25 protein-coding genes are annotated in these 25,091 nt (G+C 72.2%); 12 read left to right on the forward strand and 13 right to left on the reverse strand.

What is annotated here, in order from left to right:
• Positions 1-38: 38 nt before the first annotated feature.
• The gene (locus C7S10_RS15345; RefSeq protein ID WP_108345328.1) at positions 39-1,427 is read right to left on the reverse strand and encodes an acyl-CoA dehydrogenase family protein; all 1,389 of its coding nucleotides are present in this window, start codon (positions 1,425-1,427) and stop codon (positions 39-41) included.
• A 73-nt stretch (positions 1,428-1,500) separates the two neighbouring features.
• Here C7S10_RS15345 and def point away from each other — a divergent pair, with 73 nt between their 5' ends.
• Both def and C7S10_RS15355 read left to right on the forward strand, forming a co-directional pair.
• On the forward strand, positions 1,501-2,115 hold the full coding sequence (gene def, locus C7S10_RS15350; protein WP_108345329.1) for a peptide deformylase: 615 nt from the start codon (positions 1,501-1,503) through the stop codon (positions 2,113-2,115).
• Entirely contained in the window at positions 2,112-2,909 is a 798-nt protein-coding gene (locus C7S10_RS15355) for a TrmH family RNA methyltransferase (RefSeq protein WP_108345330.1), read from the forward strand. The genes def and C7S10_RS15355 overlap by 4 nt, the downstream gene beginning before the upstream one ends.
• A 56-nt stretch (positions 2,910-2,965) precedes the next feature.
• Here the strand turns inward: C7S10_RS15355 and C7S10_RS15360 are convergent, their stop codons facing one another.
• From C7S10_RS15360 to C7S10_RS15370, 3 genes are read right to left on the reverse strand one after another with little or no spacing between them, the layout of a single operon-like run.
• Entirely contained in the window at positions 2,966-3,769 is an 804-nt protein-coding gene (locus C7S10_RS15360) for a TrmH family RNA methyltransferase (protein WP_108345331.1), read from the reverse strand.
• The gene (cobA, locus tag C7S10_RS15365; RefSeq protein WP_108345566.1) at positions 3,762-5,003 is read right to left on the reverse strand and encodes a uroporphyrinogen-III C-methyltransferase; all 1,242 of its coding nucleotides are present in this window, start codon (positions 5,001-5,003) and stop codon (positions 3,762-3,764) included. Before cobA ends, C7S10_RS15360 begins: the two co-directional genes overlap by 8 nt.
• 57 nt (positions 5,004-5,060) lie before the next feature.
• Positions 5,061-7,364 carry an Ig-like domain-containing protein gene (locus C7S10_RS15370; RefSeq protein WP_108345332.1) on the reverse strand — a complete coding sequence of 768 codons (2,304 nt, stop codon included), beginning with the start codon at positions 7,362-7,364 and terminating at the stop codon, positions 5,061-5,063.
• Between the two features lie 110 nt (positions 7,365-7,474).
• On the opposite strand from C7S10_RS15370, the gene C7S10_RS15375 reads away from it, so the two are divergent.
• The 4 genes from C7S10_RS15375 (at position 7,475) to C7S10_RS15390 (ending at position 10,835) form a co-directional block, all read left to right on the forward strand.
• Positions 7,475-7,996, forward strand: coding sequence for a YbhB/YbcL family Raf kinase inhibitor-like protein (locus C7S10_RS15375; RefSeq protein WP_108345333.1), 522 nt, complete (start codon positions 7,475-7,477; stop codon positions 7,994-7,996).
• A 266-nt stretch (positions 7,997-8,262) separates the two neighbouring features.
• Positions 8,263-9,060, forward strand: coding sequence for an ABC transporter permease (locus tag C7S10_RS15380; RefSeq protein WP_108345334.1), 798 nt, complete (start codon positions 8,263-8,265; stop codon positions 9,058-9,060).
• On the forward strand, positions 9,053-9,859 hold the full coding sequence (locus tag C7S10_RS15385) for an ABC transporter permease (protein WP_207769403.1): 807 nt from the start codon (positions 9,053-9,055) through the stop codon (positions 9,857-9,859). Before C7S10_RS15380 ends, C7S10_RS15385 begins: the two co-directional genes overlap by 8 nt.
• Positions 9,860-9,863: 4 nt before the next feature.
• The gene (locus C7S10_RS15390; RefSeq protein WP_108345335.1) at positions 9,864-10,835 is read left to right on the forward strand and encodes an ABC transporter ATP-binding protein; all 972 of its coding nucleotides are present in this window, start codon (positions 9,864-9,866) and stop codon (positions 10,833-10,835) included.
• A gap of 18 nt (positions 10,836-10,853) precedes the next feature.
• On the opposite strand, the gene C7S10_RS15395 is transcribed toward C7S10_RS15390, so the two are convergent.
• Positions 10,854-11,960 (reverse strand): PP2C family protein-serine/threonine phosphatase, encoded by a 1,107-nt coding sequence (locus tag C7S10_RS15395; RefSeq protein WP_133176535.1) that lies wholly within the window; start codon positions 11,958-11,960, stop codon positions 10,854-10,856.
• 104 nt (positions 11,961-12,064) lie between these two features.
• On the opposite strand from C7S10_RS15395, the gene C7S10_RS15400 reads away from it, so the two are divergent.
• Positions 12,065-13,018, forward strand: coding sequence for an alpha/beta hydrolase (locus C7S10_RS15400; RefSeq protein ID WP_108345337.1), 954 nt, complete (start codon positions 12,065-12,067; stop codon positions 13,016-13,018).
• A 27-nt stretch (positions 13,019-13,045) separates the two neighbouring features.
• Here the strand turns inward: C7S10_RS15400 and C7S10_RS15405 are convergent, their stop codons facing one another.
• From C7S10_RS15405 to C7S10_RS15425, 5 genes are all read right to left on the reverse strand, one after another.
• Positions 13,046-13,597 carry a P-loop nucleotide/nucleoside kinase family protein gene (locus C7S10_RS15405; protein ID WP_165807170.1) on the reverse strand — a complete coding sequence of 184 codons (552 nt, stop codon included), beginning with the start codon at positions 13,595-13,597 and terminating at the stop codon, positions 13,046-13,048.
• Positions 13,598-13,762: 165 nt separating this feature from the next.
• Positions 13,763-14,521 (reverse strand): sulfite exporter TauE/SafE family protein, encoded by a 759-nt coding sequence (locus C7S10_RS15410; RefSeq protein WP_108345339.1) that lies wholly within the window; start codon positions 14,519-14,521, stop codon positions 13,763-13,765.
• Entirely contained in the window at positions 14,518-15,672 is a 1,155-nt protein-coding gene (locus tag C7S10_RS15415) for an SPFH domain-containing protein (protein WP_108345340.1), read from the reverse strand. Before C7S10_RS15415 ends, C7S10_RS15410 begins: the two co-directional genes overlap by 4 nt.
• Before the next feature lie 46 nt (positions 15,673-15,718).
• Entirely contained in the window at positions 15,719-16,180 is a 462-nt protein-coding gene (locus tag C7S10_RS15420) for an NfeD family protein (protein WP_108345341.1), read from the reverse strand.
• Positions 16,181-16,279: 99 nt separating this feature from the next.
• A complete protein-coding gene (locus tag C7S10_RS15425) occupies positions 16,280-17,080 on the reverse strand; it encodes an ABC transporter ATP-binding protein (protein ID WP_108345568.1) in 801 nt (266 codons plus the stop codon).
• 60 nt (positions 17,081-17,140) lie between these two features.
• On the opposite strand from C7S10_RS15425, the gene C7S10_RS15430 reads away from it, so the two are divergent.
• A complete protein-coding gene (locus C7S10_RS15430; protein WP_243395411.1) occupies positions 17,141-17,860 on the forward strand; it encodes a hypothetical protein in 720 nt (239 codons plus the stop codon).
• Between the two features lie 14 nt (positions 17,861-17,874).
• Here C7S10_RS15430 and C7S10_RS15435 read toward each other — a convergent pair whose 3' ends face one another.
• Positions 17,875-18,231 carry a VOC family protein gene (locus C7S10_RS15435; protein WP_108345342.1) on the reverse strand — a complete coding sequence of 119 codons (357 nt, stop codon included), beginning with the start codon at positions 18,229-18,231 and terminating at the stop codon, positions 17,875-17,877.
• Positions 18,232-18,326: 95 nt separating this feature from the next.
• On the opposite strand from C7S10_RS15435, the gene serB reads away from it, so the two are divergent.
• A complete protein-coding gene (gene serB, locus C7S10_RS15440; RefSeq protein WP_108345570.1) occupies positions 18,327-19,547 on the forward strand; it encodes a phosphoserine phosphatase SerB in 1,221 nt (406 codons plus the stop codon).
• A 14-nt stretch (positions 19,548-19,561) separates the two neighbouring features.
• Here the strand turns inward: serB and C7S10_RS15445 are convergent, their stop codons facing one another.
• Entirely contained in the window at positions 19,562-20,407 is an 846-nt protein-coding gene (locus C7S10_RS15445) for a putative protein N(5)-glutamine methyltransferase (RefSeq protein WP_341476754.1), read from the reverse strand.
• Positions 20,314-20,844 (reverse strand): SixA phosphatase family protein, encoded by a 531-nt coding sequence (locus C7S10_RS15450; RefSeq protein WP_108345344.1) that lies wholly within the window; start codon positions 20,842-20,844, stop codon positions 20,314-20,316. The genes C7S10_RS15445 and C7S10_RS15450 overlap by 94 nt, the downstream gene beginning before the upstream one ends.
• 74 nt (positions 20,845-20,918) lie before the next feature.
• Here C7S10_RS15450 and C7S10_RS15455 point away from each other — a divergent pair, with 74 nt between their 5' ends.
• Genes C7S10_RS15455 through C7S10_RS15465 form a run of 3 tightly spaced genes read left to right on the forward strand, consistent with a single transcriptional unit; the run spans position 20,919 to position 25,048 of the window.
• Positions 20,919-21,914 carry a cyanophycinase gene (locus C7S10_RS15455; RefSeq protein ID WP_108345345.1) on the forward strand — a complete coding sequence of 332 codons (996 nt, stop codon included), beginning with the start codon at positions 20,919-20,921 and terminating at the stop codon, positions 21,912-21,914.
• Positions 21,911-24,682, forward strand: coding sequence for a cyanophycin synthetase (cphA, locus tag C7S10_RS15460; protein WP_108345346.1), 2,772 nt, complete (start codon positions 21,911-21,913; stop codon positions 24,680-24,682). Before C7S10_RS15455 ends, cphA begins: the two co-directional genes overlap by 4 nt.
• Positions 24,683-25,048: a cupin domain-containing protein gene (locus C7S10_RS15465; protein WP_108345347.1), complete on the forward strand. Its 366-nt coding sequence runs from the start codon at positions 24,683-24,685 to the stop codon at positions 25,046-25,048.
• Positions 25,049-25,091: the final 43 nt, after the last annotated feature.

Here is a 25,091-nt window from a genome sequence, read left to right on the forward strand (position 1 = left end):
GGACCGCAGCGAAGCGAGGATTCGAATGGGGTGGTTCATCAGACGAGCACCGAACCTTCCATGATCCCGACGGCCCGCAGGTCGCGGTACCACCGTTCGACGGGGTGTTCCTTGACGAAGCCGTGTCCGCCGAGGAGCTGGACGCCGTCGAGGCCGATCTTCATGCCCTTGCTGGCGCACAGCTGGCGGGCGAGGGCCACCTCCCTGGCGAAGTCCTTGCCCGCTGCGGCGCGCGAGGCCGCCTTGTAGGTCAGCAGCCGCATCGACTGCAGCTCGATCGCGATGTCGGCGACCATGAACGCGACGGCCTGCCGGTGGCTGATCGGCTCACCGAAGGCCTCGCGCTCGTTGACGTAGCCGGTGACGTAGTCGAGCACGGCCTGGCCGGTGCCGACCGCGAGGGCGCACCAGGCGAGACGGGAGAGGCGCACGCACTCGGCGTACGTCGCTCCGTCGGTCGTGCCCAGCACGGCCTCGGCCGGCACCCGGACCCCCGTGAGTTCGAGCCGTGCGAGGGACGCGGCCCGCACGCCCATCGACGGGTCTCCCTCGACGGTCAGGCCCTCGGTCCCCGACTCGACGAGGAACAGCGTGGGCGACCCGTCGAGCTGCGCGCCGACGACGAAGAGCTCGGCCTCGGCGCCACGGACGACGGCGGTCTTCACGCCCTCGAGGACGAAGCCGTCGCCGTCGCGGGTCGCCGTGGTGGCGGGGCTGAGCACGTCGAAGAGCACGGTCGGCTCGGTCAGCGCGAGCGCCGCGACCGGTGCGTCCTCGCCGGTGAAGGCGGGGAGGTAGGTCTCCTGCTGCGACGCGGTGCCCCACAGGCCGATCGCCGTGGCGACGCTGCCGGGAGCGAGGGCGGCCACCGCGAGGCCCATGTCGCCGCGCGCGAGCGCTTCGGCGACGAGGGCGCCGGCCATGGCCGAGCGCTCCTCGGAGATCCCGCCCAAGGACTCGGGCAGGCCGAGGATCGGCAGCCCGATCTCCTGCCCCGCGGCGAGCACCGCGTCGGGCGCGGCGCAGGCCTCGTCCGCGTCGGCCGCGGCGGGCCGCACCACCTCGGTGGCGTAGTCGGTGACGACGTCGACGAGCATCTGCTCGTCCTCGGTCGGCGTCAGGTCGAAGACGCCCCGGGGGCCGCTCGTCGCCACCGGGCGCTGCCCTGCTGCGGACCGGCGCTGGACCTTCCCGAACTGCCGACCGGCCACCGTGGCGGTGCGGAACCCGCTGCGCGTCGCGGTGAACACCAGCCGCTCGGTCTGGCGCCGCAACCCGACGCGGTCGATGAGGTCGCTCTGGGCCAGCTTGTTGAGCCCGGCGATGGCCAGCCCGATCGGGTCGCGGCTCTCCCCGGACGCCAGGCCGTGCCGGTCGCCGGAGCCGCCCATGCTGCCTCGCTTGAAGGTGTCGGTGATGAGGGACATGCCAAAACTGTAACTCTGAGTTACACACAACGCCACAACATTGCTCGTGGCGCCTGTCACTAGGATCCGCCCCATGCCTGACAGCAACACGCCCGACACGCCACTGGCCCCGCACGGACCGCTTCCCGACCCCGGCACCGTCCGCCCGATGACGCGGTGGGGCACGCCGGTGATGCACCGCCCGCAGGCCCTCGTCACGTCGTACGACGCAGCGCTCGCGCGCCTGGCCGCCGACATGGTCGCCACCATGCGGGCCGCCGACGGCGTGGGCCTGGCCGCCTGCCAGATCGGCGAGGACGTGGCGATGTTCGTCTTCGACTGCCCCGACGAGACCGGCCGCCACACGGTCGGCGTCGTGTGCAACCCGACGCTGACGCTGCCGGAAGGCAAGGACCGCCGCCTCGACGCCGACGACGAGGGGTGCCTGTCGTTCCCCGGGGCGTTCGTGGAGTGCGCGCGCCCGGACTGGGCGGCGGTGGACGGCTTCGGGCTCGACGGCGAGCCGGTGCACTTCGAGGGCACCGGGCTCCTGGCCCGCTGTCTCCAGCACGAGACCGACCACACGTTCGGCACCGTGTTCGGCGACCGGCTCGCGACCAAGGCGCTGAAGAAGCTCCAGAAGGCCCACGACAAGCTGGTCGACGACTACCCGCCCGAGTGGCCGGTCGGCGTCACGAGCGAGTCGTGACGATCAAGGTCACCACCCGCAACGCGCGCTTCCAGCAGTGGGAGGCGCTTCTGCACAACCGCACCAAGCGGCACCGGCAGGGCGAGCTCGTGGTCCAGGGCGTCCGCCCGATCACGCTGGCCGTCGAGCACGGCTGGCGCATCCGCACCCTGATCAGTGACGGCCGGCCCAAGCTCTCGTCCTGGGCCCGGGACCTGTGGAAGTCGACGCCGGCCGAGCAGGTCGTGATGGCCCCGGAGCTGGTCGCCGAGCTCGGCGAGAAGGACGAGCCCAGCGAGCTGCTCGCGATCGTCGAGATGCCCGCCGACGACCTGTCCCGCCTCGACCCGGCCGGGGTCACCGTCGTCTTCGACCGCCCCACGCAGCCTGGCAACCTCGGCACCCTGGCCCGCTCGGCGGACGCCTTCGGCGCTTCGAGCCTGGTGGTGACCGGGCACGCGGCCGATCCCTACGACCCGCGCGCCGTGCGCTCCAGCACCGGGTCGTTGTTCGCCCTCGACGTCGTCCGGGCGCCCGGCCACGCGCCGGTGGTCGAGTGGGCCCGGCAGCACGGCTGCCGGGTCGTCGGCACGGACGAGACCGGCTCCGTCGACGTGCGCGACGCCGACCTGACCGGACCCCTCGTCGTGGTCGTCGGCAACGAGACGACCGGGATGACCGCCGGTTGGCGGGAGGCCTGCGACGTGCTGGTCTCGATCCCCATGGCCGGGTCGGCGAGCTCGCTCAACGCCGCCACGGCCGGCTCGATCGTGCTCGAGGAGGCGTTCCGCCAGCGCCGGTTGGTTGCTGGTTAGCAACCCTGGCGCTCGGTCGTCGGAAGGACGGGCTGGTTGGTTGCTGGTGACCAACCTCAGCGGTGCATCGCGATGTAGCACGCCACCGCGCTCGCGGCGGCCACGTTCAGGGAGTCGATCCCCTCGCGCATCGGGATGATCGCGCGACGGTCGGCCGACTGCTCCCACCGCGGTGAGAGCCCGTGTCCCTCGGACCCGAGGACCAGGGCGAGCCGGTCCACCCCGGCGACGGCCGACTCGATCGGCGTGGAGTCGTCGGCCAGCGTCAGCGCGACGGTGGTGAAGCCTGCCTCTGACAGGGCCGGCAGTGCGGCGTACCAGTCGGGCAGGCGGGTCCAGGGCATCGTGAAGACCGCCCCCATGCCGACCTTGATCGCGCGGCGGTAGAGCGGGTCCCCGCAGCGCGGCGCGAGGAGCACCGCGTCGAAGCCCAGCGCCGCCCCGGAGCGGAAGATCGCGCCGACGTTGGTGTGGTCGACGATGTCCTCCAGCACCAGCACGGACCGGGCGCCGGCGAGCACGTCGGCGACCGAGGGCAGCGGCTTGCGCTCGAACGACGCGAGCGCCCCGCGGTGCACGTGGAAGCCGGTCACCTGCTCGGCGAGGTCCTCGGCCAGCACGTAGCACGGGGCGTCCGTCGCGTCGAGCACGTCGCCCAGCCCGTCGACCCAGCGCGGGGCCATCAGCAGCGAGCGCGGGACGAAGCCGGCCTCGGCCGCGCGGCGTACGACCTTCTCGCCCTCGGCGAGGAACAACCCGTGCTCGGACTCGAGGTGCTTGCGCAGCTCGACGTCACGCAGGTCGCGGAAGTCGGCCAGCCGCGGGTCGGCCGGGTCGTCGATCCGGTGGAGCTCAGCCACGCGCCTGCCCGACGGGTGCGGCGTAGTGCTCGGGATGGGCGACGGCGACGACGTCGCCGACCACGATGATCGCCGGCGGGCGCACCTGCTGGGCGGTGATCTCGTCGGCGAGGGTGCCCAGGGTGGCGAGGACCGTGCGCTCCTCGGGCATCGTCCCCTCGACGACCACGGCAACGGGGGTGTCGGCGCTGCGGCCCTCGGCGACGAGCGTCGCCGCGATGGCGGGCGCGTTCTCGACGGCCATCAGCATCACCAGGGTGCCGCGCAGGCGGGCCAGCGCTCCCCACTCGACCAGCGAGTCGGGGTGGCCGGGCGGCAGGTGGCCGGAGATGACGGTGAACTCGTGCGCCACACCGCGATGGGTGACGGGGATCCCGGCTCGGGCAGGTACGGCGATGGCCGACGACAGTCCCGGGATGACGGTCACCGGGACGCCGGCAGCGGAGCAGGCGAGGACCTCCTCGTAGCCGCGTCCGAAGACGAAGTTGTCGCCGCCCTTGAAGCGCACGACGCGCTTGCCCTCGAGCGCGCGGGTCACGATCACCTCGTTGATGAACTCCTGCGAGGCGAAGCGACCGCGCGGGAGCTTCGTGACGTCGATCAGCTCGACGCCGTGCGGCAGCGCGTCGAGCAGCTCGCGGGGAGCAAGACGGTCGGCCACCACGACGTCGGCCGAGGCGATCGCGTGCCGTGCGGCGACCGTGACGAGGTCGGGGTCGCCGGGTCCGCCGCCGACCAGGACGACGCCGGGCGTGCGGTCGTGCGCGTCGAGCGCACTGAGCTGGCCGTCACGCAGGGCCGTCAGGATGTCGTCGCGCAACGCGGCCGACTTCATCGGCTCACGGTTGCCCAGCACGCCGACCGTGACCGTGCCGTGCCGGCCGGTGGCCGGGGTCCACGCGGATCCGCGCGGGGCGTCGTCGCTGCGGACGCAGAAGACGTGGCGCGCCTCGGCGGCCCGGCTGACCCGCTCGTTGGCCTCGGTGTCGTCGGTGGCCGCCACGACGTACCACGCGCCGTCGAGATCGGACTCGGTGAACTCGCGCAGGACCAGGGTGACCTCGGCGGCCATGCCCTCGAGGGCGGGCGTGACCTCGGGCGACACGACGCTGACCCGTGCCCCGGCGGCGATCAGGGCCGGCACGCGGCGCTGGGCGACGTGACCGCCACCGACCACGACGACCTTGCGGTCGGCGAGGATCAGGCCGGAGAGGTAGGGCGTGGCGTCGCTCATGGCGACCATCCTCCCCGATCCGCCGGGTCCCTCCGTCCACGTCCCCCGTCGCGGACGTCAGCGACGCTTCTTCACCGTGATCGTGCGGCTGGCGGTGGACGGGGCCACGAGGGCGGTGCCGGTGAAGACGGCCGAGATCTTCAGCTTGCTGCCGCGCAGCCTGGGCACCTTGAGCGAGATCACGCCCGTCGTGCCCAGCGTCATCAGCTTCTTCTTGGCGCCGACGGTGACGATGACCTGGCCGGTGACCGGTGCCGTGCCGCGGGTGACTGTGATGGTGACCTTCGGGCGGCTGCCCGCCGGGGCCTTCTTCGGGGCGCTGATGCGGGTCGTCGAGGCCGCCCGGACGGCCGGCGGCGGGGTGGTCACGGCGGGCGCCGCGACGGTCACCACCCGGGCCGGCGACGCGGAGGCGGTGAAGAGTTGCGGGTCCGCCGGGGTGAAGGTCGCGGTGTAGGAGTGCGTCCCGGCTGCGACCCCGGTCAGGACCAGCGCCGAGGACCCGCCCCCGACCCCGGAGGTCCCCACCACGGTCGCACCATCGCGGAACTGCACCACGCCGGCAGGGTCGCCGGAGGTGGCGACCACCGGTGCGACGAGCGTGACGGTCTGCCCGACGGCCGAGGCGTCCAGGCCCGTCGTGGTGGTGGCCGGCGCGACCGTGAGGCTCGAGACCGCGGACTCCGAGCCGGCGAACTCGACGAGGCTGGCGGGCACGAAGCGGGCGCGGAAGTCGTGCACGCCGTTGGGCAGGGACGCGGTCGTCATCGTCGCGGTCGGCGACCCGGGCGAGACGCTGCCGGTGCCGACGAGGACGCCGGAGTCGCGGAACTCGACCGTGCCGATCGGTGCACCGGCCGTCGCGGTGACCGTGGCGCTCAGCTGCGCCACGCGGTCGACCAGCGTGGAGGTCAGGGTGGTGGTCGTCGGCCTCGGTGCCACGCACCCGGTCGCGGCCAGGGTGTAGGCGCCGAGCGAGCCGTAGTCGTCGTAGCCGGTGCTCCACGGACCGTTGCCCACGCCGTCGACCGACGCGTAGTAGACGCCTGGCGCTGCGCCGTACGACACGGAGGCGCTCATGCCGGTGGCGACACTGGCGCTCGACATCCCCGACGCGGGATTGGCCGCGACGACCTCGACGCCGGCCGAGTTGAGGAGCGAGAGCCGGATGTCGAGGTTGGCGAGCTCCGCAGCGGTCGCGGTGACACCGACCGTCCCGCTGCAGGAGCCGAGGAGGAAGGTGTCGACGTCGCCGCGGCCGGTGATGTAGGCGGTGCCGGACGGAACGATCCCGGCGCCGGCGATCGTGCCGGGCGTCTCGTCGGTCCGCAGCCCGATGATGCCGCCGATGATCGCGACGTCGTCCTCCTGGTTGTCGGCGTCGGGGTAGCTGCCCTGGCTCCACTGGCTGATCGGACGGTAGTAGCCGACGCCCATGATGGGGGCCCAGGCGTTGTGGCCGGGCTCGTAGCTCGAGCTGGTGTTGGCGTCGTGGCCGAGGTTCAGGTTGTGGCCGGCCTCGTGGCTGGCCGCCTCGCCGACGCTCTTGGCCGACTCGCTCAGCATGTGCGAGAAGACCCAGGCGGGCTGGCGGTAGCCGTAGCCGTCGCCGCCCGCACCGGTGGACGTCTGGATGCGGCCGAAGACGTTGATGTAGGCGACGCCGCCGCAGCCCCCCGGGCAGATCGCGTCCTGGGTCGCGACGCTCGGGGTGACGACGACGTGCGAGCCGTACTGCAGGTCGGCGGCCGACGACCGGTTGATCGCCTCGGGTCCCGGGTCGGCGGTGGTGACGTCGACGTCGAAGGGCGCGTAGTCCTCGGCCACGATCTTCCACACGGTCTGGACCTGGGCGAGCTCGGCGTCGGTGAAGGAGGGGCCGTTGCCGGCCGGGTCCCACGCCGGCTGCGTCACGGGCACGCCGGGGTACGACGCGTGCCACCCGGTGGCGCTCGCCTGCGCGCCGTCGAAGTCGAGGAAGATCGTCTGCCGCGCTCCCGGCAGGCTGTGCAGCTGGAACGTCTCGGCGAGCGGCGCCTGCGCCACCGGGTCGTCCTCGGGAGGCTGAGGAGCATCGAGGACCGGCTCCTTGAAGAACAGCGCCCCGTCACGGTCGAGCCAGGTCGTGGAGTCCTCGCGGAGCAGGCCGGACAGCCGTTCCGCACTGATGCCGTTGACCGCTGCCGCGTCGTCGATCCGCCCCTCGACGAGCCGCAGTGCGGCGGCACCGTGAGCGGGACGCGGGAGGTCGATCCGCGGGTCGGCGGCGGTCGACGAGGACGCGCTCGCCACCGACAGCCCGGACACCAGCAGGGACAGGGTGATCCAGACGCCGGCGCGCCGGGTCGTGGTGCGGTGCATGGGTGCTCCTCGGTCGACTCCGCAGAAGGTAGGGCGCGCCCACCGCACGGCACCGGGGTTTGCCCGAAACTTTGCCCAGTTCTGTTGACCGCCCGCCTAGGTTCGTAGGCATGAGCATCGAACGACCCATCGCCCCCAACCCCTACGACTACCTCCCCGCCACGGAGTCCTTCACGGTGACCAGCTCGGACGTCACCGACGGCCAGCCGCTCAAGGACGACCAGGTGGCCGCGGCCGGCAACACCTCGCCGCAGCTGTCGTGGAGCGGTGCGCCGGAGGGCACGAAGTCCTTCGTCGTCACCTGCTTCGACCCGGACGCCCCGACCCCGTCGGGCTTCTGGCACTGGGACCTGGTCGACATCCCCGCCGACGTCACCTCGCTCGCGACCGGAGCCGCCTCCGGCACGTTGCCCGGCTCCGCGTTCCACGTGCGCAACGACGGCGGCGAGGCCGGCTTCATGGGTGCCGCTCCCCCGGAGGGCGACCACCCCCACCGCTACTTCTTCGTCGTGCACGCGGTGAAGGAGGAGTCGCTCGGCGTCGACGCCGACGCCTCCAACGCCGTGGTCGCCTTCAACCTCGCCTTCAAGACGCTGGGGCGCGCGATCCTGCACGGCACCTACCAGCACTGAGTCTCCACCCGCCGAGTCGGCGCCAACCACCCGCCGAGTCGGCGCCAACCACCCGCCGAGTCGGCGCCAGTTGACTGGTTCACGCCGACTCGGCACTGCGTTCACGCCGACTCGGCACTGCGTTCACGCCGACTCGGCACTGCGTTCACGCCGACTCGGCACTGCGTTCACGCCGACTCGGCACTGCGTTCACGCCGACTCGGCATACCGGGCGGGCGCCGCGAGGTGTGAGAGGATCCTGGGTCGCGCCAGTCCCGGGGGGTTCCATGCTGTACGTCGCCGTCGCGACGCGGGCCTTCCGTCGCTACTCGACCTACCGGGCGGCGACGCTGGCGGGGATCTTCACCAACTCGGTGTTCGGGATCATCTACTCCTTCGCCTACATCGCGCTCTGGCGCGCCAACCCCTCGGCCGGCGGCTACGACTCGTCCGACGCCGTGACCTACGTGTGGCTCGGGCAGGCCCTGCTGATGACCGTCGCGCTGTGGGGAGGCGGCACCACCGACGACCTCGCCGAGCGGGTCCGCACCGGCGACGTCGCCATCGACCTCTACCGACCCGTCGGGCTGGTGGGGTGGTACCTCGCGGCCGACCTCGGCCGTGCGGCGTACCACTTCGTCACCCGTGGCCTGGCGCCGACCGTGATCGGCGTGCTGCTCTTCCACATCTCGCTGCCGGACTCCCCCGCTGCCGCCGCTGGGTTCCTGCTCAGCATCCCGCTCGCGGTGGTGGTCAGCTTCGGCCTGCGGTTCCTGGTGGCGTGCACGGCGTTCTGGCTGCTCGACGCGACCGGGGCCCGCACCCTGAGCGGAGCGCTGGCGATCTTCTTCAGCGGCATGGCGCTCCCGCTGGTGCTCTTCCCGGGCTGGCTGGGCACGCTGGCCGAGTCGCTGCCGTGGGCCGCGATGATCCAGGTCCCCAACGACATCTGGCTGGGGCGCCACACCGGCGCCGACCTGCTCGGCGCGCTCGCGTTCCAGGTGATGTGGGCCGCGGTGCTGCTCGGCTGCTGCCGCCTGGTGCTGGCGCTGGCGACCCGGAAGGTGGTGGTCCAGGGTGGCTGAGGTCCTGCACCCGGTGGCCCGCTACCGCGACCTCGCGTGGCTGTGGATCCGCGCCGAGGTGTCCTACCCAACGTCGTTCGCGATGCTCGTGGTCGGCAGCATGCTCATCAACGCGCTCGACTTCGTCGGGATCGCGATCATGTTCTCCAGCATCGACTCCCTCGGTGGCTTCGGGCTGCGCGAGATCGCCCTGCTGTACGGCGCCACGGGGATCGGCATCGGCGTCGCCGACACCCTGATCGGCAGCGTCGAGCGCATCGGCGAGTTCGTCCGCACCGGCCGCCTCGACCAGATGCTCACCAAGCCGGTCCCGCTGCTCGTGCAGGTGTGCGCCGACCGCTTCACGCTGCGGCGCCTCGGCCGCATCACGCAGGCGACGGCGGTGCTGGTGTGGGCGCTCCCCGTCGTCGACTGGACGCTCTCGCGCGTGCTGGTCGCCGCGGTGATGGTCCTGAGCGCGAGCGCGCTGTTCTTCGGGCTGTTCGTGCTCTTCAGCTGCGTCCAGTTCTGGACGACCGACGCCAGCGAGTTCGCCAACGCGTTCACGTACGGCGGCAACACGCTCACGCAGTATCCCCTCACCGTCTTCCCCCGCGAGCTGGCGATCGCCCTGACGATCGTGCTGCCCATCGCCTTCGTCAACTGGTATCCCTGCCTCTACCTGCTCGGCCGGTCCGACCCGTTCGGACTTCCCGAGTGGTTGCAGTTCTGCTCGCCCCTGGCCGCCGCCGTCGTGGTCGCCGCCGCCCTGCTCGTCTGGCGCACCGGGGTGCGCCGCTACACCTCCACCGGGAGCTGACCCCATGACCGCACCACCCCTGATCGACGTCGTCGACCTCGAGCGCACCTTCGACGTACGCCGCCGGGTCGACGGGAGCCGGCGGCGCGTGCGCGAGAGCGTGCGTGCGGTCCACGACCTCACCTTCAGCGTCGGGGCCGGCGAGATGATCGGCTACATCGGCCCGAACGGCGCCGGGAAGTCGACGACCATCAAGATGCTGACCGGGATCCTCGAGCCGACCGGCGGGCACCTGCGCGTCGCGGGCCTCGAGCCGCAACGCAACCGGGTCGAGCTCGCGCGCCGCATCGGCGTCGTCTTCGGCCAACGGACGACCCTGTGGTGGGACCTCCCGCTGCAGGACTCCTTCGACCTGCTCCAGAAGATGTACCGCATCCCGACCGACCGCTACCGCGCCAACCTCGACCGGTTCGTCGAGCTGCTCGACCTCGGCGACCAGCTCGACACCCCCGTCCGCCAGCTCTCCCTGGGCCAGCGGATGCGCGGTGACATCACGGCGGCGCTGCTGCACGACCCCGAGATCCTCTACCTCGACGAGCCGACGATCGGCCTCGACGTCGTGTCGAAGGGCCGTCTGCGGGAGTTCCTGCGCGCCCTCAACGCCGAGCGCGGCACGACGCTGGTGCTCACCACCCACGACCTCCAGGACATCGAGGCGCTCTGCGACCGGGTGATCGTCATCGACCACGGCACCGCGGTCTTCGACGGCCCGCTCGCCGGACTGCACGCCCAGGGCGGCTCCACGCGCACGCTCGTGGTCGACCTGGTCGACGAGGCCGACCCGATCAGCGTGCCGGGCGCGACCGTGCGGCGGGTCGAGGGACCTCGGCAGTGGCTGTCGTTCCCGGCCGACGCGAGCGCGGCACCGATCGTCGGCGCCATCGCCGCGGCGTACGACCTGGCTGACCTCTCGATCCAGGAACCCGACATCGAGGACGTCATCCGGCAGCTCTACCAGTCGGGAGACCGGGCCTGAGGCAGCCGCCGGCCCGGGTCAGCGGCTGATGCGCTCGAGGACGAGCACCGCGCGGTCGTCGTCGCCGCGGGGCACGTCGCGCAGGATGCTGCGGGCCACGCCGTCGAAGCCACGGGTGAGCACGCGGTGGGTGGCCACGTCACGCAGCCAGGTGATGCCGTCGTCGAGGTCGCGTCCCCGGGTCTCGATCACGCCGTCGGTGTAGAACATCAACGCCTCGCCGGGCGCGAGGGTGCCCGTGCTCGCGTGCAGCTCGGGGTCGGGGACCACGCCGAGCGCCGTGCCGCGCGCGTTGTCGACGTCCCACTGCGCGAGCTCGGCCGCCCAGTGGAGCACGGGCGGGTGCCCCGCACTGGTGATCGTGTAGTCGCCGCTGGTGAGGTCGACCAGCAGGTGCACGGCGGTCGCGAAGGACTCGTCGGAGTCCTGCCGGAGCAGGAAGGTGTTGGCGGCTCGCATCAGCGCGTCGGGCGGGAGCGCGCCCACCAGTCCCCCGAGGGCGCCGGCGAACTGCAGCGCCTGCGGTCCGACGGTGACACCCTTGCCGCAGACGTCGACGAGCACCATCTCGAGCTCACGGTCCTGGCGCAGGTCCGCGACCAGGAAGTCACCGGCGTAGCGGGAGCCGTGCGAGGTGAGCATGGCCGACTGCGAGCGCCACGGCGACGGCAGCGTCGGCACGCGGCCCTGCGCCTGGAGCCGGTCGCGCAGCTGCGCGAGCATCGGCTCGCTGAGCGCTGCCGGCAGGCCTGAGCGCTGCTGGGTGGACTGCTGCACCACGAGCAGCACGCAGAGGGCGAGCAGGACGAGGGACGTGACCACCCGGCCGCCGTACGCCCCGTCGTGGACCGCGACCGCGGTGGCCCCCACCAGCAGCGCGCACGACAGCAGGGCCAGCGGCACGGACCGGAGCACGAGCACCCCCAGCAGGAGCAGCACGAACCACACCGCCGACGGGGTCACGTCGAAGGCGACCCACGCGGCCACGAAGCAGGCAGTGGCCGCGACGAGCAGCACGCACAGGACGTAGACCTGGCTGCTGCGCGAGCCCGTCCGCCAGTTCTCCACGCGCTCGTGGAAGTGCGCCGAGAGGCGACGCAGGGAAGGCCCGAGGACGTGCAACACCTCGGAAGGGTAGAGCGCGAGGACGGGGCCCCGAGTGACAATCGAGGAGTTCGTCACCTGACCGTGACGTCCACGCACCGGCACCACGCGTTAGCGTTCCGCCCATGCCCGGTGCCGCCACGACCGACGTCCTCGGTCGCCCCTACACCCGCGAGACCATCGAGCTGCCCGACGACGCCGAGGGCCCGGTCGTGGCCACGCTGGTGCGCAAGCCGACGCGCAAGCGCCGTGGGCGCGCGGTGCTGCACGTCCACGGCTTCGCCGACTACTTCTTCCAGCGCGAGTACGCCGAGTGGTGGACCGAGCGCGGCTACACCTTCTACGCCCTCGACCTGCGCAAGTACGGCCGCTCGATCCTGCCGCACCAGACTCCCAACTTCGTCGAGGACCTCGCGGAGTACTACCCCGAGATCGATGCCGCATGGCAGCGCATCACCGAGCGCGACGGCCACGACGCGGTGGTGATCTCGGCCCACTCGACCGGCGGCCTGACGATGCCGCTGTGGGCCCACGACCAGCAGCCCACCGAGCTGACGGCCATGGTCCTCAACTCGCCGTGGCTCGACCTGCAGGGTGCGGGCTGGCTGCGCAACCCGGCCACCCGGGCCGCGCTCGACCAGCTCGGCGCCCGCCAGCCACGGCGGACGATCCCGCGGCGGGTCGACACCACCTACGGCCGGGCGCTGCACGTCTCCGGGGGTGGCGAGTTCGACTACAACCTCGACTGGAAGCCGCTCGAGTCGTGGCCGGTCCACGCCGGCTGGCTGCGGGCCATCCGTCGCGGGCACGACCGGGTCCACCGCGGCATCGACGTCCCCGCCCCGGTCCTGGTGCTCTCCTCGAAGGTCTCCGGGACCGCCGCGACGCCCGGTGCGGTCGACAGCGCCGACCTGGTGCTCGACGTCACGCAGATCCGGCGCTGGGCGAGCTCGCTGGGCCGCCACGTCACCAGCATCGCCGTCGACGGCGCCCGGCACGACATGGTGCTGTCGGTCCCGGAGGTGCGCCCGCGGGTGTACGCCGAGGTCGACCGCTGGCTCACGGCGTACGTCGAGTAGGTGGCACGCATCCGGAGGCCCGCAGGTTCATGGACGACGATGCTCGAGGTACTCCAGGGCACGCTCGAGGTTGGCCTCTCTCGGGTGTGTCGCGTTCAAGCGGATCCAGTCGCCGTCGGGGCGGAGCAGTTGCTCCTGCCACTCACTGAGAGTCGCTTCCGCGGTGCCGAACTCCCACGCCGTCCCCGGCACCGGGGCCGTCGCTGACGCCACCTGCGAGATCCTGGGCTCACGCTCGTCCAGTCGCGTGAGGAGGACCGAGACGTCCGGCGCCCAGAGCTCGATGAAGGCGTATCGGATCCCGGCAGCCTCAGCAATCGACTCGCCACCGTCGAGCAGTTCACGGTAGCGGCAGGGCGAGTCGAGGATCACGCTCCTACCCTGCGCGACGAGATCGCTCGAAAGACCCAGTGCCACCGCATAGCTGGCGCCGCCGGCGTCCGACATGGGCACTCCGCTCCCGAGGAGACAGCTCTTCAGGACGTCGGTGTTGACCACGACGTAGTCGGCTGTGTTGGCAATCTCGTATGCGAGCGTTGACTTGCCTGACCCCGGGACACCAGAGAGCTGAACGAGCACAGTTCCACCGTAGAGGTCCGCGATGGGTTCCGCTGCGAGCATCGCCCCCGTCACCCAGCAGGCCGCAAGGCCGATCGAGCGACCCGGACTGTGTGGTTTCGGTGTCATCAGGTGACACCCCAGCCACACAGTTGCCTGCCTTGGTCGCGGTGCCTGCCGGTGTCGTCAGCGCAGCAGCGCGACCAGGGCGACCAGGCCGACCGCCACGATGAAGCCGCGCAGCACCGGCGCCGGCAGCCGTCGCCCGATCGAGGCACCGAGCAGCCCGCCGACGATCGCGCCGGAACCGATCAGCGCGACGATGAGCCAGTCCACGTCGGCGACGATGGCGAACAGCAGGCCCGAGACCCCGTTGACCAGGGCGGCCAGGACGTTCTTGAGCCCGTTGAGGCGCTGGAGCGTCTCGTCCAGGCCGATGCCGAGCACCGCCATCATCAGCACGCCCTGCGCGGCGCCGAAGTAACCGCCGTACACCCCGCACGCGAACATCAGCGGCCAGACCCACCAGGCGCCGTTGGCGGGCAGGCCGCCCGTCGACTCGTGCCGGCGCGCGACCCACGCGGAGATACGTGGCCCGGCGACCACGAGCACCAGCCCGAGGAGGATCAGGGCGGGCACGACCACCTCGAAGGCGCCCGGCTGCCACAGCAGCATCAGGCCGCCCACCAGGCCGCCGAGAGCGGACGCGCTGGCGAGGCGCAGCACGCGGCCGCGCTGCCCGGAGAGCTCGCGGCGGTAGCCGACGGCGCCGGTCACCGACCCCGGCACCAGGCCGATCGTGTTGGACACGTTGGCGGTGACCGGTGGGACGCCGAACGCCAGCAGGGTCGGGAACGTGATCAGCGTTCCCGACCCCACCACGGTGTTGATGGTGCCGGCGGCCACCCCCGCGAGGGCGACCAGCACGGCCTCGAGCAGGCTCACTCCGCGGGAGGCTCCGGGGTGATGGCGCCACCGGCGGTCGGGTCGACCGGCGGGGCAGGCTCGACCGGAGCGTCGACGGCGGCCGGCTCGGCCTTGGCGGCGGACGTCGGCGTCTGGCTGGCCGACTCGGCGGCGGCGATGGCCTCCTCGACGACCTTGCTCGTGCCCGAGCCCGAGGGCTTCGGCAGCTGCGCCTCCGAGGGGCCCATGTCGACGCGGGTGCGCGGCGTCGCGTCCTTCGGGATGCCGGCGATCTCGTGGATCGAGGACCCGAGGCCCTCCATCGCCTTGGTGATCTCGGAGGGGATCACCCACACCTTGTTGGCGCTGCCCTCGGCGATCTTGGGCATCATCTGGAGGTACTGGTAGGCCAGCAGCGACTGGTCGGGCTGGCCGTCGTGGATGGCCTGGAAGACGGTCTGGATGGCCTGGCCCTCACCCTGGGCACGCAGGATCGAGGCCTCGCGGTCGGCCTGGGCGCGCAGGATCTGCGACTCCCGGTCACCCTCGGCGTTGAGGATCTGCGACTGCTTCGAGCCCTCGGCCGTGAGGATCGCGGCCTGCCGCTGGCCCTCGGCGGTGAGGATGACGGCGCGCTTCTCACGGTCGGCGCGCATCTGCTTCTCCATCGAGTCCTTGATGGAGGGCGGCGGGTCGATGCCCTTGAGCTCGACGCGGTTGACGCGGATGCCCCACTTGCCGGTGGCCTCGTCGAGGACGCCGCGCAGGCCGGAGTTGATGGAGTCGCGGCTCGTCAGCGTCTCCTCGAGGTCCATGCCGCCGACGATGTTGCGCAGCGTGGTCATCGTGAGCTGCTCGATGGCCTGGATGTAGTTGGCGATCTCGTAGGTCGCGGCGATCGGGTCGGTGACCTGGAAGTAGATGACCGTGTCGATCGACACCACGAGGTTGTCCTCGGTGATCACCGGCTGCGGCGGGAACGAGACGACCTGCTCACGCAGGTCGATGAGGTAGCGCAGGCGGTCGATGAACGGCACGACGATGTTGAGGCCGGCGGGCAGGGTGCCCTTGTACTTGCCGAACCGCTCGACGATGCCGGCGCGCGCCTGCGGCACGATCCGCACCGTCTTGGCGAGCAGGACGATGACGAACAGGACCAGCAGCGCCAGCAGGATCAGGGCGATCTCCATGGACGACTCCTTCGTGGGTCGGGCCGGTGGGACGTGGATTCGTGGATCAGGACTCGAGCCGGGCGACGGGGTGCACGACGGCCGTCGCACCGCGGATCTCCAGCACCTCGACGGTCTCGCCGGGCGCGATGCTGGTGGTGTCGTCGTACGGCTCCGCGGTCCAGAACTCGCCGGCGAGCTTGATCCGGCCGGCTGCCAGGCCGGAGATCTCCTCGGTGACGACGCCCTGCCGGCCGATCAGCTTCCCGTGGCCGAGCGACAGCTCCGGGCCGGAGTGGAAGCGCTTGACCACCGACGGGCGCACCATGGCGAGCGCGGCCACGGAGGCGGCCGACGCGGCGAGGATCTGGATGGCGACGTGGAGGTCCAGGACGGCCGCGATCATGCCGACGAGGGCACCGGCGGCGAGCATGATCAGCACCAGGTCGAGGCTGAACAGCTCAGCCACCCCCAGCACGATGCTCAGCCCCAGCCAGGTCTCCCAGGCGTGCTCGCGGAACCACTCCATGCCCCGACCCTATCCGGTGGGTCCTCGTCGGCACCGGTGCCACCAACCCCCGCGTGGGGACTGGGTCCTCGGTGCAAATCCGCGGTGCAACCCGCGGTGCTAGTCGGCGACGTGGCGGGTGCGGCGGCGGGCCGCATACCGACCGTCCTCCTCGCTCAGCTGCATCGGCATCCCGAAGGTCTCCGAGAGCGTGTCGGCGGTGACGACGCGCTCGAGCGGACCGGCGGCCACCACGCGACCCGAGCGCAGCAGCAGCGCGTGGGTGAAACCGGGCGGGATCTCCTCGACGTGGTGCGAGACCAGCACCGTCGCCGGGGAGTCCGGGTCGAGCGCGATCACCGACAGCGTGGAGACGAGGTCCTCGCGCCCGCCGAGGTCCAGACCGGCGGCCGGCTCGTCGAGGAGAAGCATCTCGGGGTCGGTCATCAGCGCACGGGCGATCTGCACGCGCTTGCGCTCGCCCTCGCTGAGGGTGCCGAAGGTGCGCTCGGTCAGGTGCACGGCCCCGACCTCGGTCAGCAAACCGGCGGCCCGGTCGTGGTCGAGCTCGTCGTAGTGCTCGCGCCAGCGCCCGAGGATGCCGTAGGACGCCGAGACGACGACGTCGCGGACCAGCTCACCGCGCGGGATCAGGTCGGCCAGCGCGGCGCTGGTCAACCCGATCCGGGGGCGCAGGTCGAAGACGTCGACGGTGCCGAGCACCTCGCCCAGGATCCCGGCGACACCCGAGGTCGGGTGGATCTGTGCGGATGCGACCTGGAGCAGGGTCGTCTTGCCGGCGCCGTTGGGGCCGAGGATCACCCAGCGCTCGTCCTCCTCGACGGACCAGTTCACCTCGTCGAGCAGGGTGGCGCCGCCCCTGCGCACCGTGAGGTCGGCGAACTCGATCACGGCGCTCATGCGCGCCACCCTATCCAGCGCTCGCAGGGGTGGTCGGAGGTCGTCGTATTCTCATCGGCCGTGTCCCCCGAACTCCCGCTGTCGGCCCGACTGGCCTGGTGGATGACCGCCTGGCTGCGCGGTGCCGAGGTCACCGACCACGTCCTCGACGCCGTCACCGACGGCGACCTCGCCCACCTCGTCGACGGGCTCCCGGGGGGTACGGCGATGCTCGAGGTGCTCCTCGAGGCGCGACGCTCAGGCGCCACCGGAGCCGGGCTGGCGCTCCCCGTCGAGGGCGACCTGCTCGGGCTCGGCGGCCCGCGCGACCTCAACGACGCCGCCATCGAGTCGGGCGAGGCCGTGGTCGTCGGCACCTGGGCGCTCGTGCCGGAGGTCGTCGGCGAGGTGTGCCACTGGCGGGTCCACCAGGCCGCCCGGCGGCAGCTGCCCGACGTCGGCGAGGCCGACCGGATGCTGCGCGAGGCGCTCCTGACCTCGGCCCGGCAGCTGGCCGACCTCGACGTCGCCCGGTGGCGGCCCGATGTCGCGGACCGGCTGATGAACCTCGGCCACCGCCCGGCGCTCGAGCCGCCCCTCGGCACGCCCGCCCGGTGCGCCGACCTCGCGGCCCGCGGGCTCCAGGGCTGGGCCATCACGGAGCTCGCCCTCGAGGACGACGGTGGTGCCGTGTCGTCGTACGAGATCGAGGCCCGGCGCGCGGCGCTCCAGCCGCTGGAGCGTGCGAGCCGGCGCGCGCTGGTGGCGGCCTGCTCCCCCGAGGTGTGGCCGGAGCCCTGATCACGAGCGACGGCTCACCTGGTCGACCACACCCCCAGCTCGTTGCCGCTCGGGTCGGCGAAGTGGAACCGCCGCCCGCCCGGGAACTCGTAGGGCACCTCCGTGATCGAGCCGCCCGCCGCCTCCACCGCCGCGACGGAGGCGTCGAGGTCGTCGGAGAAGAGCAGCACGAGGGGTCCGCCCGGACCTGCCGGCCGGCCCGGGTTGAGGCCGCCGAGCTCCCCGTCGCCCGATGGCGCCTTGATGCCGGCGTACTCCCCGCCGTAGTCGTTGAACTCCCACCCGAAGGCGTCGGCGTAGAACTCCCGCGAGGCCGCGAGGTCCGTGACGTTGATCTCGATGTAGTCGATGACGTGGTGTGTCTGGTCCATGGACCGACGCTAGGCCCGACCACCGACAGCGCCCACCCACCGGACGTGGACGTCGGCGTCGCGCCCGCCCGCGGGCGCCTAGGCTCGTGCCCGAGATGAGCGACATCGACGAGATCCCGAAGACCCTCCTGATCACCGTCACGGGCAAGGACCGCCCCGGGGTGACGTCGGCGCTGTTCTCGACGTTCGCCGCGGCCGGGGTCGAGGTGCTCGACATCGAGCAGATCGTGCTGCGCCGCCGCCTCGTGCTCGGCGTCCTCGTCACCGCTCCCCGCGACTGGAAGAGGCTGCGCACCGCGGTCGAGCAGACCGCCGCGGCGCTGGACATGCAGGTCGAGGTCGAGCGCGGGCAGGGCGACAACAAGCCCCGGCGATTCGGGCGCTCGCACGTGACCGTCATCGGTGCTCCGCTCAAGGCGTCCGCGATGGCGGCGATCGCCGGGCGCATCGCCGACTCGGGCGCCAACATCGACCGGATCGAGCGCATGGCCCGCTATCCCGTGACGGCCATCGACCTCGCCATCTCCGGGGTCGAGCCGGAGGTGCTGCGTCCGTTGCTCGCCGCCGAGGCGGCCGTGCAGGGTGTCGACATCGCGGTGCAGCCGGCCAACCTGCTGCGCCGGTCGCTGCGCCTGATCGTGATGGACGTCGACTCCACCCTGATCCAGGGCGAGGTCATCGAGATGCTCGCCGCCCACGCCGGCTGCGAGGCGGAGGTCGCGGAGGTGACCGCCCGCGCGATGGCGGGCGAGCTCGACTTCGAGGAGTCGCTGCGCTCAAGGGTGGCGCTGCTCGCGGGCGTGCCCGCGACCGCCCTCGACGAGGTCTACGAGGGGATCGACCTCGCCCCGGGGGCCCGCACGCTGGTGCGGATCCTGCGCCGACTCGGCTACCGGTTCGCCATCGTCTCGGGCGGCTTCAGCCAGATCACCGACCGGCTGGCCGCCGACCTGGGCATCCACTACTCGCGCGCCAACGAGCTCGAGATCGTGGACGGCCGGCTCACCGGCCGGGTCGTCGGCGACGTCGTGGACCGCGCCGCCAAGGCCCGCGCGCTGCGTGAGTTCGCGGCCGACATCGGCGTCTCGGAGGAGGCGACCATCGCGATCGGCGACGGCGCCAACGACCTCGACATGCTCAACGCCGCCGGGCTCGGCATCGCCTACAACGCCAAGGCCGTCGTGCGCGACGCCGCCGACGCCGCGGTCAACGTGCCCTACCTCGACACGATCATGTACCTCCTCGGCATCACGCGCGAGGAGATCGAGGCGGCCGACGCGGACGCCGGCTTCCTCACCCCCGCTCCCCCGGTCTGAGGACCGGCCCCGGATCAGCCGAGCCCGACCACCACGCAGCCGGCGACGGAGTCGTCGACGACGACCTCGGTCGCCAACCCCGCATCGGACATCGCCGCGACGGTGAGCGGCGCCTGGTGCGGTGACGTCTCGATGACGAGCACGCCGGCCGGAGCCAGCCAATCACGCGCTCCGGCGGCGATCCGCCGGTGCAGGTCCACCCCGTCCGGACCGCCGTCGAGCGCCATCCGCCGCTCGTGGTCGCGGGCCTCGGGCGGCATCAGGGCGATCGCGTCACTCGGGACGTACGGCGCGTTGGCCGCCACGACGTCGACGCGCCCGCGCAGGTCGGCCGGCAGTGCGGCGTACAGGTCGGAGAGGTGGACGTGCGCGTCGGGCGCGTTGACCCGTGCGCACGCCAGGGCAGCCGGGTCGAGGTCGGCGAGGTGCACCTCGCCGGCGTGGACGAGTGCCCCGACCGGCGCGACCCCGCAGCACAGCTCGAGGAACACCGAGCCCGGCGCGCATCGTGACGCGGCGACGCGCGCCAGCAGCTCGGTCCGCCGACGCGGGACGAAGACACCGGGTCGCACCGTGAGGCGCATCCCGGCGAACTCCACCCAGCCGAGGACCGTCTCCAGCGGCTCGCCGGCCACCCGTCGCCGTACCAGCGCCTCGAGGGCGTCGCCCGTCGCGCCGCTGTCGACGAGCAGCCCCGCCTCGTCCTCGGCGAAGACGCACCCCGCCGCCCGGAGCCGGGTCGCGAGCGCCTCGGAGCCCGCGGAGGTCAGGCGCGCCCCACGTGGAAGGCCGTCACGGTCGCCGACGCCAGGTCGAGCGCGGACCAGTCGCCGTCGAAGGTGAGCACCGTGAGGGCGCAGGTCGGGTAGCCCATCACCATGTCGGCGGCGGCCGTCGGGTCACCGTCGCCGTCGTCGAGCATCTGGGCGAGGTAGGCGACGGTCGGGTTGTGCCCGATCACCACCAGCGTGCGGGCCTCGGACGACGTGCCGCGGACCAGGTCGAGCACCGTGTCGGGGCCGGCCGAGTAGAGGCCGTCGTCGAGCTGTGGCTCCAGGCTCCAGCCGGCGGCCTCGGCCAGTGACTGCCAGGTCTCCTGCGTGCGCGTCGCGCTCGAGACGAGGGCGTGGTCGGGGACGAGTCCCTGCTCGGCGAGCCAGCGGCCCGCTGCGCCGGCGTCGGCGCGGCCCTCGTCGGCGAGGTGGCGGTCGTGGTCGGTCTCGCCCCACGACTCCGCGCGGGCATGGCGCAGCAGCACGAGGACGCGCTCGCGCGAGGCGGGGTTGAGGGACGGCACGCGGCCACTGTGGCAGCACCCGCCAACCCCTGTCACCCCACGGCCGGGTGTGGCGTCACGCTAGCCTGCCTCCCATGCCCTCAGCCCCCACCCGCGGACCACTGATGATCATCGGCGGTGCCGAGGACAAGCTCCGCAAGCGCACCATCCTCAAGGACTTCGTCGTCGCGAGCGGCGGCCACGACGCCCGGATCGTGGTGATCCCGACCGCCTCGTCGCTCGGCCCGGAGATCGTCGAGGTCTACGAGGCGCTGTTCACCAAGCTCGGTGCCGCGGAGGTCACGACGGCCCGTCCCGAGAGCCGCGAGGACGCCCACGACCCCGGTCTGGTCGAGCTGCTGGAGAAGGCCACCGGCATCTTCATGACCGGCGGCAACCAGCTCAAGCTGTCGGGCGCGATCTGCGGCACCCCGTTCGGGGAGGCCATCATCGACGCGCACGAGCGCGGCGCGGTCGTGGCCGGCACCTCCGCGGGCGCGAGCATCCAGTCCTCGCACATGGTCGCGTTCGGCGTCGGCGGGGCCACCCCCAAGCAGCGCATGACGCAGGTCGCGGCCGGGCTCGGGCTGGTCTCCTCGACCGTGATCGACCAGCACTTCGACCAGCGCAACCGCTACGGCCGGCTGCTGATGATCGTGGCGCAGAGCCCGCAGCTGCTGGGCATCGGCGTCGACGAGGACACCGCCGCGGTGGTCGAGGACGTCGACGGGCACGAGGTGCTGCGTGTGACCGGGCGCGGGTCGGTCACGATCTTCGACCCGGCCCGCATGGTCTCCAACGCCCACGAGGCGCGCCGCTCGGCCCCCCTGCTCGCGAGCGGCGTGATGCTGCACGTGCTGCCGGCGGGCTCGGCGTACGACCTCACCACCCGCACCCTGGTGCCCCAGGCCCACGAGGTCGACGACACCGAGGCCGCCGAGATCGCGGAGGCCGGGCGCGACCTGCGCCAGCTCGCCCGGGACATCGCCGCCAGCGACGTGTCCCCCACCAACCTGCGCCGGCGGCTCGCCCGCAACCGGCGCCGCGTGACCCCCGATGAGACCCCGGCAAGCGATGGAGGCATGGCATGAGTGAGCGTCCGACTCCCGACCTGACGATCGTCGAGACGCGGGTCTACCGCGGCGCGAACGTGTGGTCGTACGACAAGTCGATCCACCTCGTCGTCGACCTCGGCTCGCTCGAGGAGTTCCCCACCAACACGCTGCCGGGCTTCACCGAGGAGCTGATCGCCATGCTCCCCGGCCTGCGTGAGCACTCCTGCTCCCGCGGTCGCCGGGGCGGGTTCGTCGAGCGGCTCAACGAGGGCACCTGGCTCGGTCACGTCGCCGAGCACGTCGCGCTCGCGCTCCAGCAGGTCGTCGGGCACGACATCCGTCGCGGCAAGACCCGGATGGTCAAGGGCCACAAGGGCCGCTACAACATCGTCTACGGCTACGTCGACGAGCAGGTCGGCATCGAGGCCGGCAAGCTCGCGATCCGACTCGTCAACCACCTCGTCGAGGGCGACCCCGACTTCGAGTGGGAGGCCGAGCGCGACGCCTTCATCCGTCGCGCCGAGCGCACCGCCTTCGGCCCGTCGACCCAGGCGATCGTCGACGAGGCGGTCTCGCGCGACATCCCGTGGATCCGCCTCAACCAGTACTCCCTCGTCCAGCTCGGCCAGGGTGTCCACGCCAAGCGCATCCGCGCGACGATGACGTCCGAGACCTCGTCCATCGCCGTCGACATCGCCTCCGACAAGGACCTCACCACCAAGCTCCTCGGCGCGGCCGGGCTGCCCGTCCCCAAGCAGGGTTCGGTGCGTACGGCGGACGGCGCCGTCCAGGTCGCCGACCGGATCGGCTACCCCGTCGTCGTCAAGCCGCTCGACGGCAACCACGGGCGCGGCGTGTGCCTGGACCTGCGCTCCGAGGAGGACGTGCGCAACGCGTTCCCGATCGCGGCCGAGCAGTCGCGCCGCGGCGTGGTGATCGTCGAGTCGTTCGTGACCGGCAAGGACTACCGCTGCCTGATCATCGACGGCCGGATGGTCGCGATCGCCGAGCGGGTGCCGGCCAGCGTCACCGGCGACGGCACCTCGACCGTCGAGCAGCTCGTCGACCTCACCAATGCCGACCCGCGTCGTGGTGTGGGGCACGAGAAGGTGCTGACCCGGATCAAGGTCGACGCCGCGGCGCTCGAGGTGCTCGCCGGCCAGGGCCACAGCCTGGAGTCGGTCCCCGCGGAGGGCGAGATGGTCAAGCTCGCGCTGACCGGCAACATGTCGACCGGTGGCATCTCCATCGACCGCACCTTCGAGGCCCACCCGGAGAACATCGAGATCGCCGAGGAGGCCGCCCGCATGGTCGGCCTCGACATCGCCGGCATCGACTTCATCTGCCCCGACATCACCGAGCCCGTCCGCGAGGCGGGCGGCGCGATCTGCGAGGTCAACGCCGCGCCCGGCTTCCGGATGCACACCCACCCGACCATCGGCGAGCCGCAGTTCATCGCCAAGCCGGTCGTCGACATGCTCTTCCCGCCGGGCGCCACCTCGCGGATCCCGATCGTGGCCGTCACCGGCACCAACGGCAAGACGACGACCAGCCGGATGATCGCGCACATCTTCAAGGGCCTCGGCCGCAAGGTCGGCATGACCTCGACCGACGGCGTCGTGATCGACGAGCGGCTGATCATCCGGGCCGACGCCTCCGGTCCGCGGTCCGCGCGGATGGTCCTGCAGAACCCCCGCGTCGACATGGCGGTCTTCGAGGTCGCCCGCGGCGGCATCCTGCGCGAGGGCCTCGGCTACGAGCGCAACGACGTCGCCGTGGTGCTCAACGTGCAGCCCGACCACCTCGGCCTGCGCGGCATCGACACCGTCGAGCAGCTCGCGGACGTCAAGGCCGTCATCGTCGAGGCCGTGCCTCGCGACGGCCACGCCGTGCTCAACGCCGACGACCCGCTGGTGCGCGAGATGCGCCGCAAGTGCTCGGGCCAGGTCGTGTGGTTCTCGATGGAGGAGCCCGGCAGCGAGGCCCGCGAGATGATCGACGCCCACTGCCGCCGCGGCGGCAAGGCGCTCGTGCTCAATCCCTCCGAGCGCGGCGAGATGATCGTGGTCAAGCACGGCCGGCGCGAGATGCAGCTGGCGTTCACCCACCTGCTGCCCGCCACCTTCGGCGGCCGCGCCCGGATGAACGTCCAGAACACGCTGGCCGCGGCCGCTGCCGCCTTCGCCGCCGGGGCCCCGCTCCACGACATCCGGCAGGGCCTGCGCACGTTCTCGACCAACTACTACCTCTCCCCCGGACGCCTCAACGAGGTCGAGGTCAACGGCGTCAACGTCATCGTCGACTACTGCCACAACGCGCCCGGCATGAGGATGCTCGGCGACTTCGTCGACCGCGTCGGCGAGTCCCTCGAGTCGTCGCACGACCTGGCCCGTCCCTCGCGGATCGGCATCATCGCCACCGCCGGCGACCGTCGTGACGAGGACATGCGCGAGCTCGGCCACATCGCTGCCCAGCACTTCGACGTCTGCATCGTGCGCGAGGACGTCGCGCTGCGCGGTCGTGAGCGCGGCGAGGTCGCCGGACTGGTCGTCGAGGGCGTACGCGCGGCGATCGCCGAGGGCGCTCGCTGCAAGCAGGTCGAGACGGTGCTCGTCGAGATCGACGCCGTACGCCACGCCATGAACCGCGCCAACCGCGGCGACCTGCTCGTGGTCTGTGTCGACAAGCACGGCGAGGTCATGAGCGAGCTGGAGAACTGGTCCTCGCAGGCCCAGGCCGGCTCCGGCGTCAACGAGGACCTGCCGCTCGCCGACCCCGACTTCTCCGCACCCGCAGACTCCTGAGTGCGGATCCTCACCCTCGCCGACCTGCCGCGGCGTACCGTCGACGCGCACCACAGCACGGGCTTCACCGTGGGCGCCTTCGGCCTGAGCGCCGACGCCCACCTCGTCGCCGTCACCCTCGCCCCGGGCGGGGTGATCGGGCGGCACCCCGCGGTGGGGCGCCAGCTGCTGGTCGTACTCTCCGGTGAGGCACAGGTCTGCGGTCACGAGGACGTCGTACGCACCATCGGAGTCGGGGAGGCGGCGGTGTGGGAACCCGGCGAGGCACACGAGACCCGCTCGGCCACCGGGATGCTCGCGATGATCGTCGAGGGCGACCTCGACATCGGTGCCCCCGGCGAGCAGGTCGACCGCGGCGACACCTGAGCCGCCCGGCCTTCCCACGGTCGGAGCGGAACCGGCCGCGACG

This window comes from Nocardioides currus (genome assembly GCF_003057875.1).
Taxonomy (GTDB): domain Bacteria; phylum Actinomycetota; class Actinomycetes; order Propionibacteriales; family Nocardioidaceae; genus Nocardioides; species Nocardioides currus.

What these genes read in the sequence shown, in the direction of transcription:
- C7S10_RS15435 (WP_108345342.1), bottom strand. Translation starts at nt 18,231, where the DNA reads ATGGACCAGACACACCACGTCATCGACTACATCGAGATCAACGTCACG.
- C7S10_RS15370 (WP_108345332.1), bottom strand. Translation starts at nt 7,364, where the DNA reads ATGCACCGCACCACGACCCGGCGCGCCGGCGTCTGGATCACCCTGTCC.
- def (WP_108345329.1), top strand. Translation starts at nt 1,501, where the DNA reads ATGCCTGACAGCAACACGCCCGACACGCCACTGGCCCCGCACGGACCG.
- C7S10_RS15345 (WP_108345328.1), bottom strand. Translation starts at nt 1,427, where the DNA reads ATGTCCCTCATCACCGACACCTTCAAGCGAGGCAGCATGGGCGGCTCC.
- C7S10_RS15420 (WP_108345341.1), bottom strand. Translation starts at nt 16,180, where the DNA reads ATGGAGTGGTTCCGCGAGCACGCCTGGGAGACCTGGCTGGGGCTGAGC.
- C7S10_RS15455 (WP_108345345.1), top strand. Translation starts at nt 20,919, where the DNA reads ATGCCCTCAGCCCCCACCCGCGGACCACTGATGATCATCGGCGGTGCC.
- cobA (WP_108345566.1), bottom strand. Translation starts at nt 5,003, where the DNA reads ATGAGCGACGCCACGCCCTACCTCTCCGGCCTGATCCTCGCCGACCGC.
- C7S10_RS15390 (WP_108345335.1), top strand. Translation starts at nt 9,864, where the DNA reads ATGACCGCACCACCCCTGATCGACGTCGTCGACCTCGAGCGCACCTTC.
- C7S10_RS15415 (WP_108345340.1), bottom strand. Translation starts at nt 15,672, where the DNA reads ATGGAGATCGCCCTGATCCTGCTGGCGCTGCTGGTCCTGTTCGTCATC.
- cphA (WP_108345346.1), top strand. Translation starts at nt 21,911, where the DNA reads ATGAGTGAGCGTCCGACTCCCGACCTGACGATCGTCGAGACGCGGGTC.
- C7S10_RS15400 (WP_108345337.1), top strand. Translation starts at nt 12,065, where the DNA reads ATGCCCGGTGCCGCCACGACCGACGTCCTCGGTCGCCCCTACACCCGC.
- serB (WP_108345570.1), top strand. Translation starts at nt 18,327, where the DNA reads ATGAGCGACATCGACGAGATCCCGAAGACCCTCCTGATCACCGTCACG.
- C7S10_RS15380 (WP_108345334.1), top strand. Translation starts at nt 8,263, where the DNA reads ATGCTGTACGTCGCCGTCGCGACGCGGGCCTTCCGTCGCTACTCGACC.
- C7S10_RS15375 (WP_108345333.1), top strand. Translation starts at nt 7,475, where the DNA reads ATGAGCATCGAACGACCCATCGCCCCCAACCCCTACGACTACCTCCCC.
- C7S10_RS15425 (WP_108345568.1), bottom strand. Translation starts at nt 17,080, where the DNA reads ATGAGCGCCGTGATCGAGTTCGCCGACCTCACGGTGCGCAGGGGCGGC.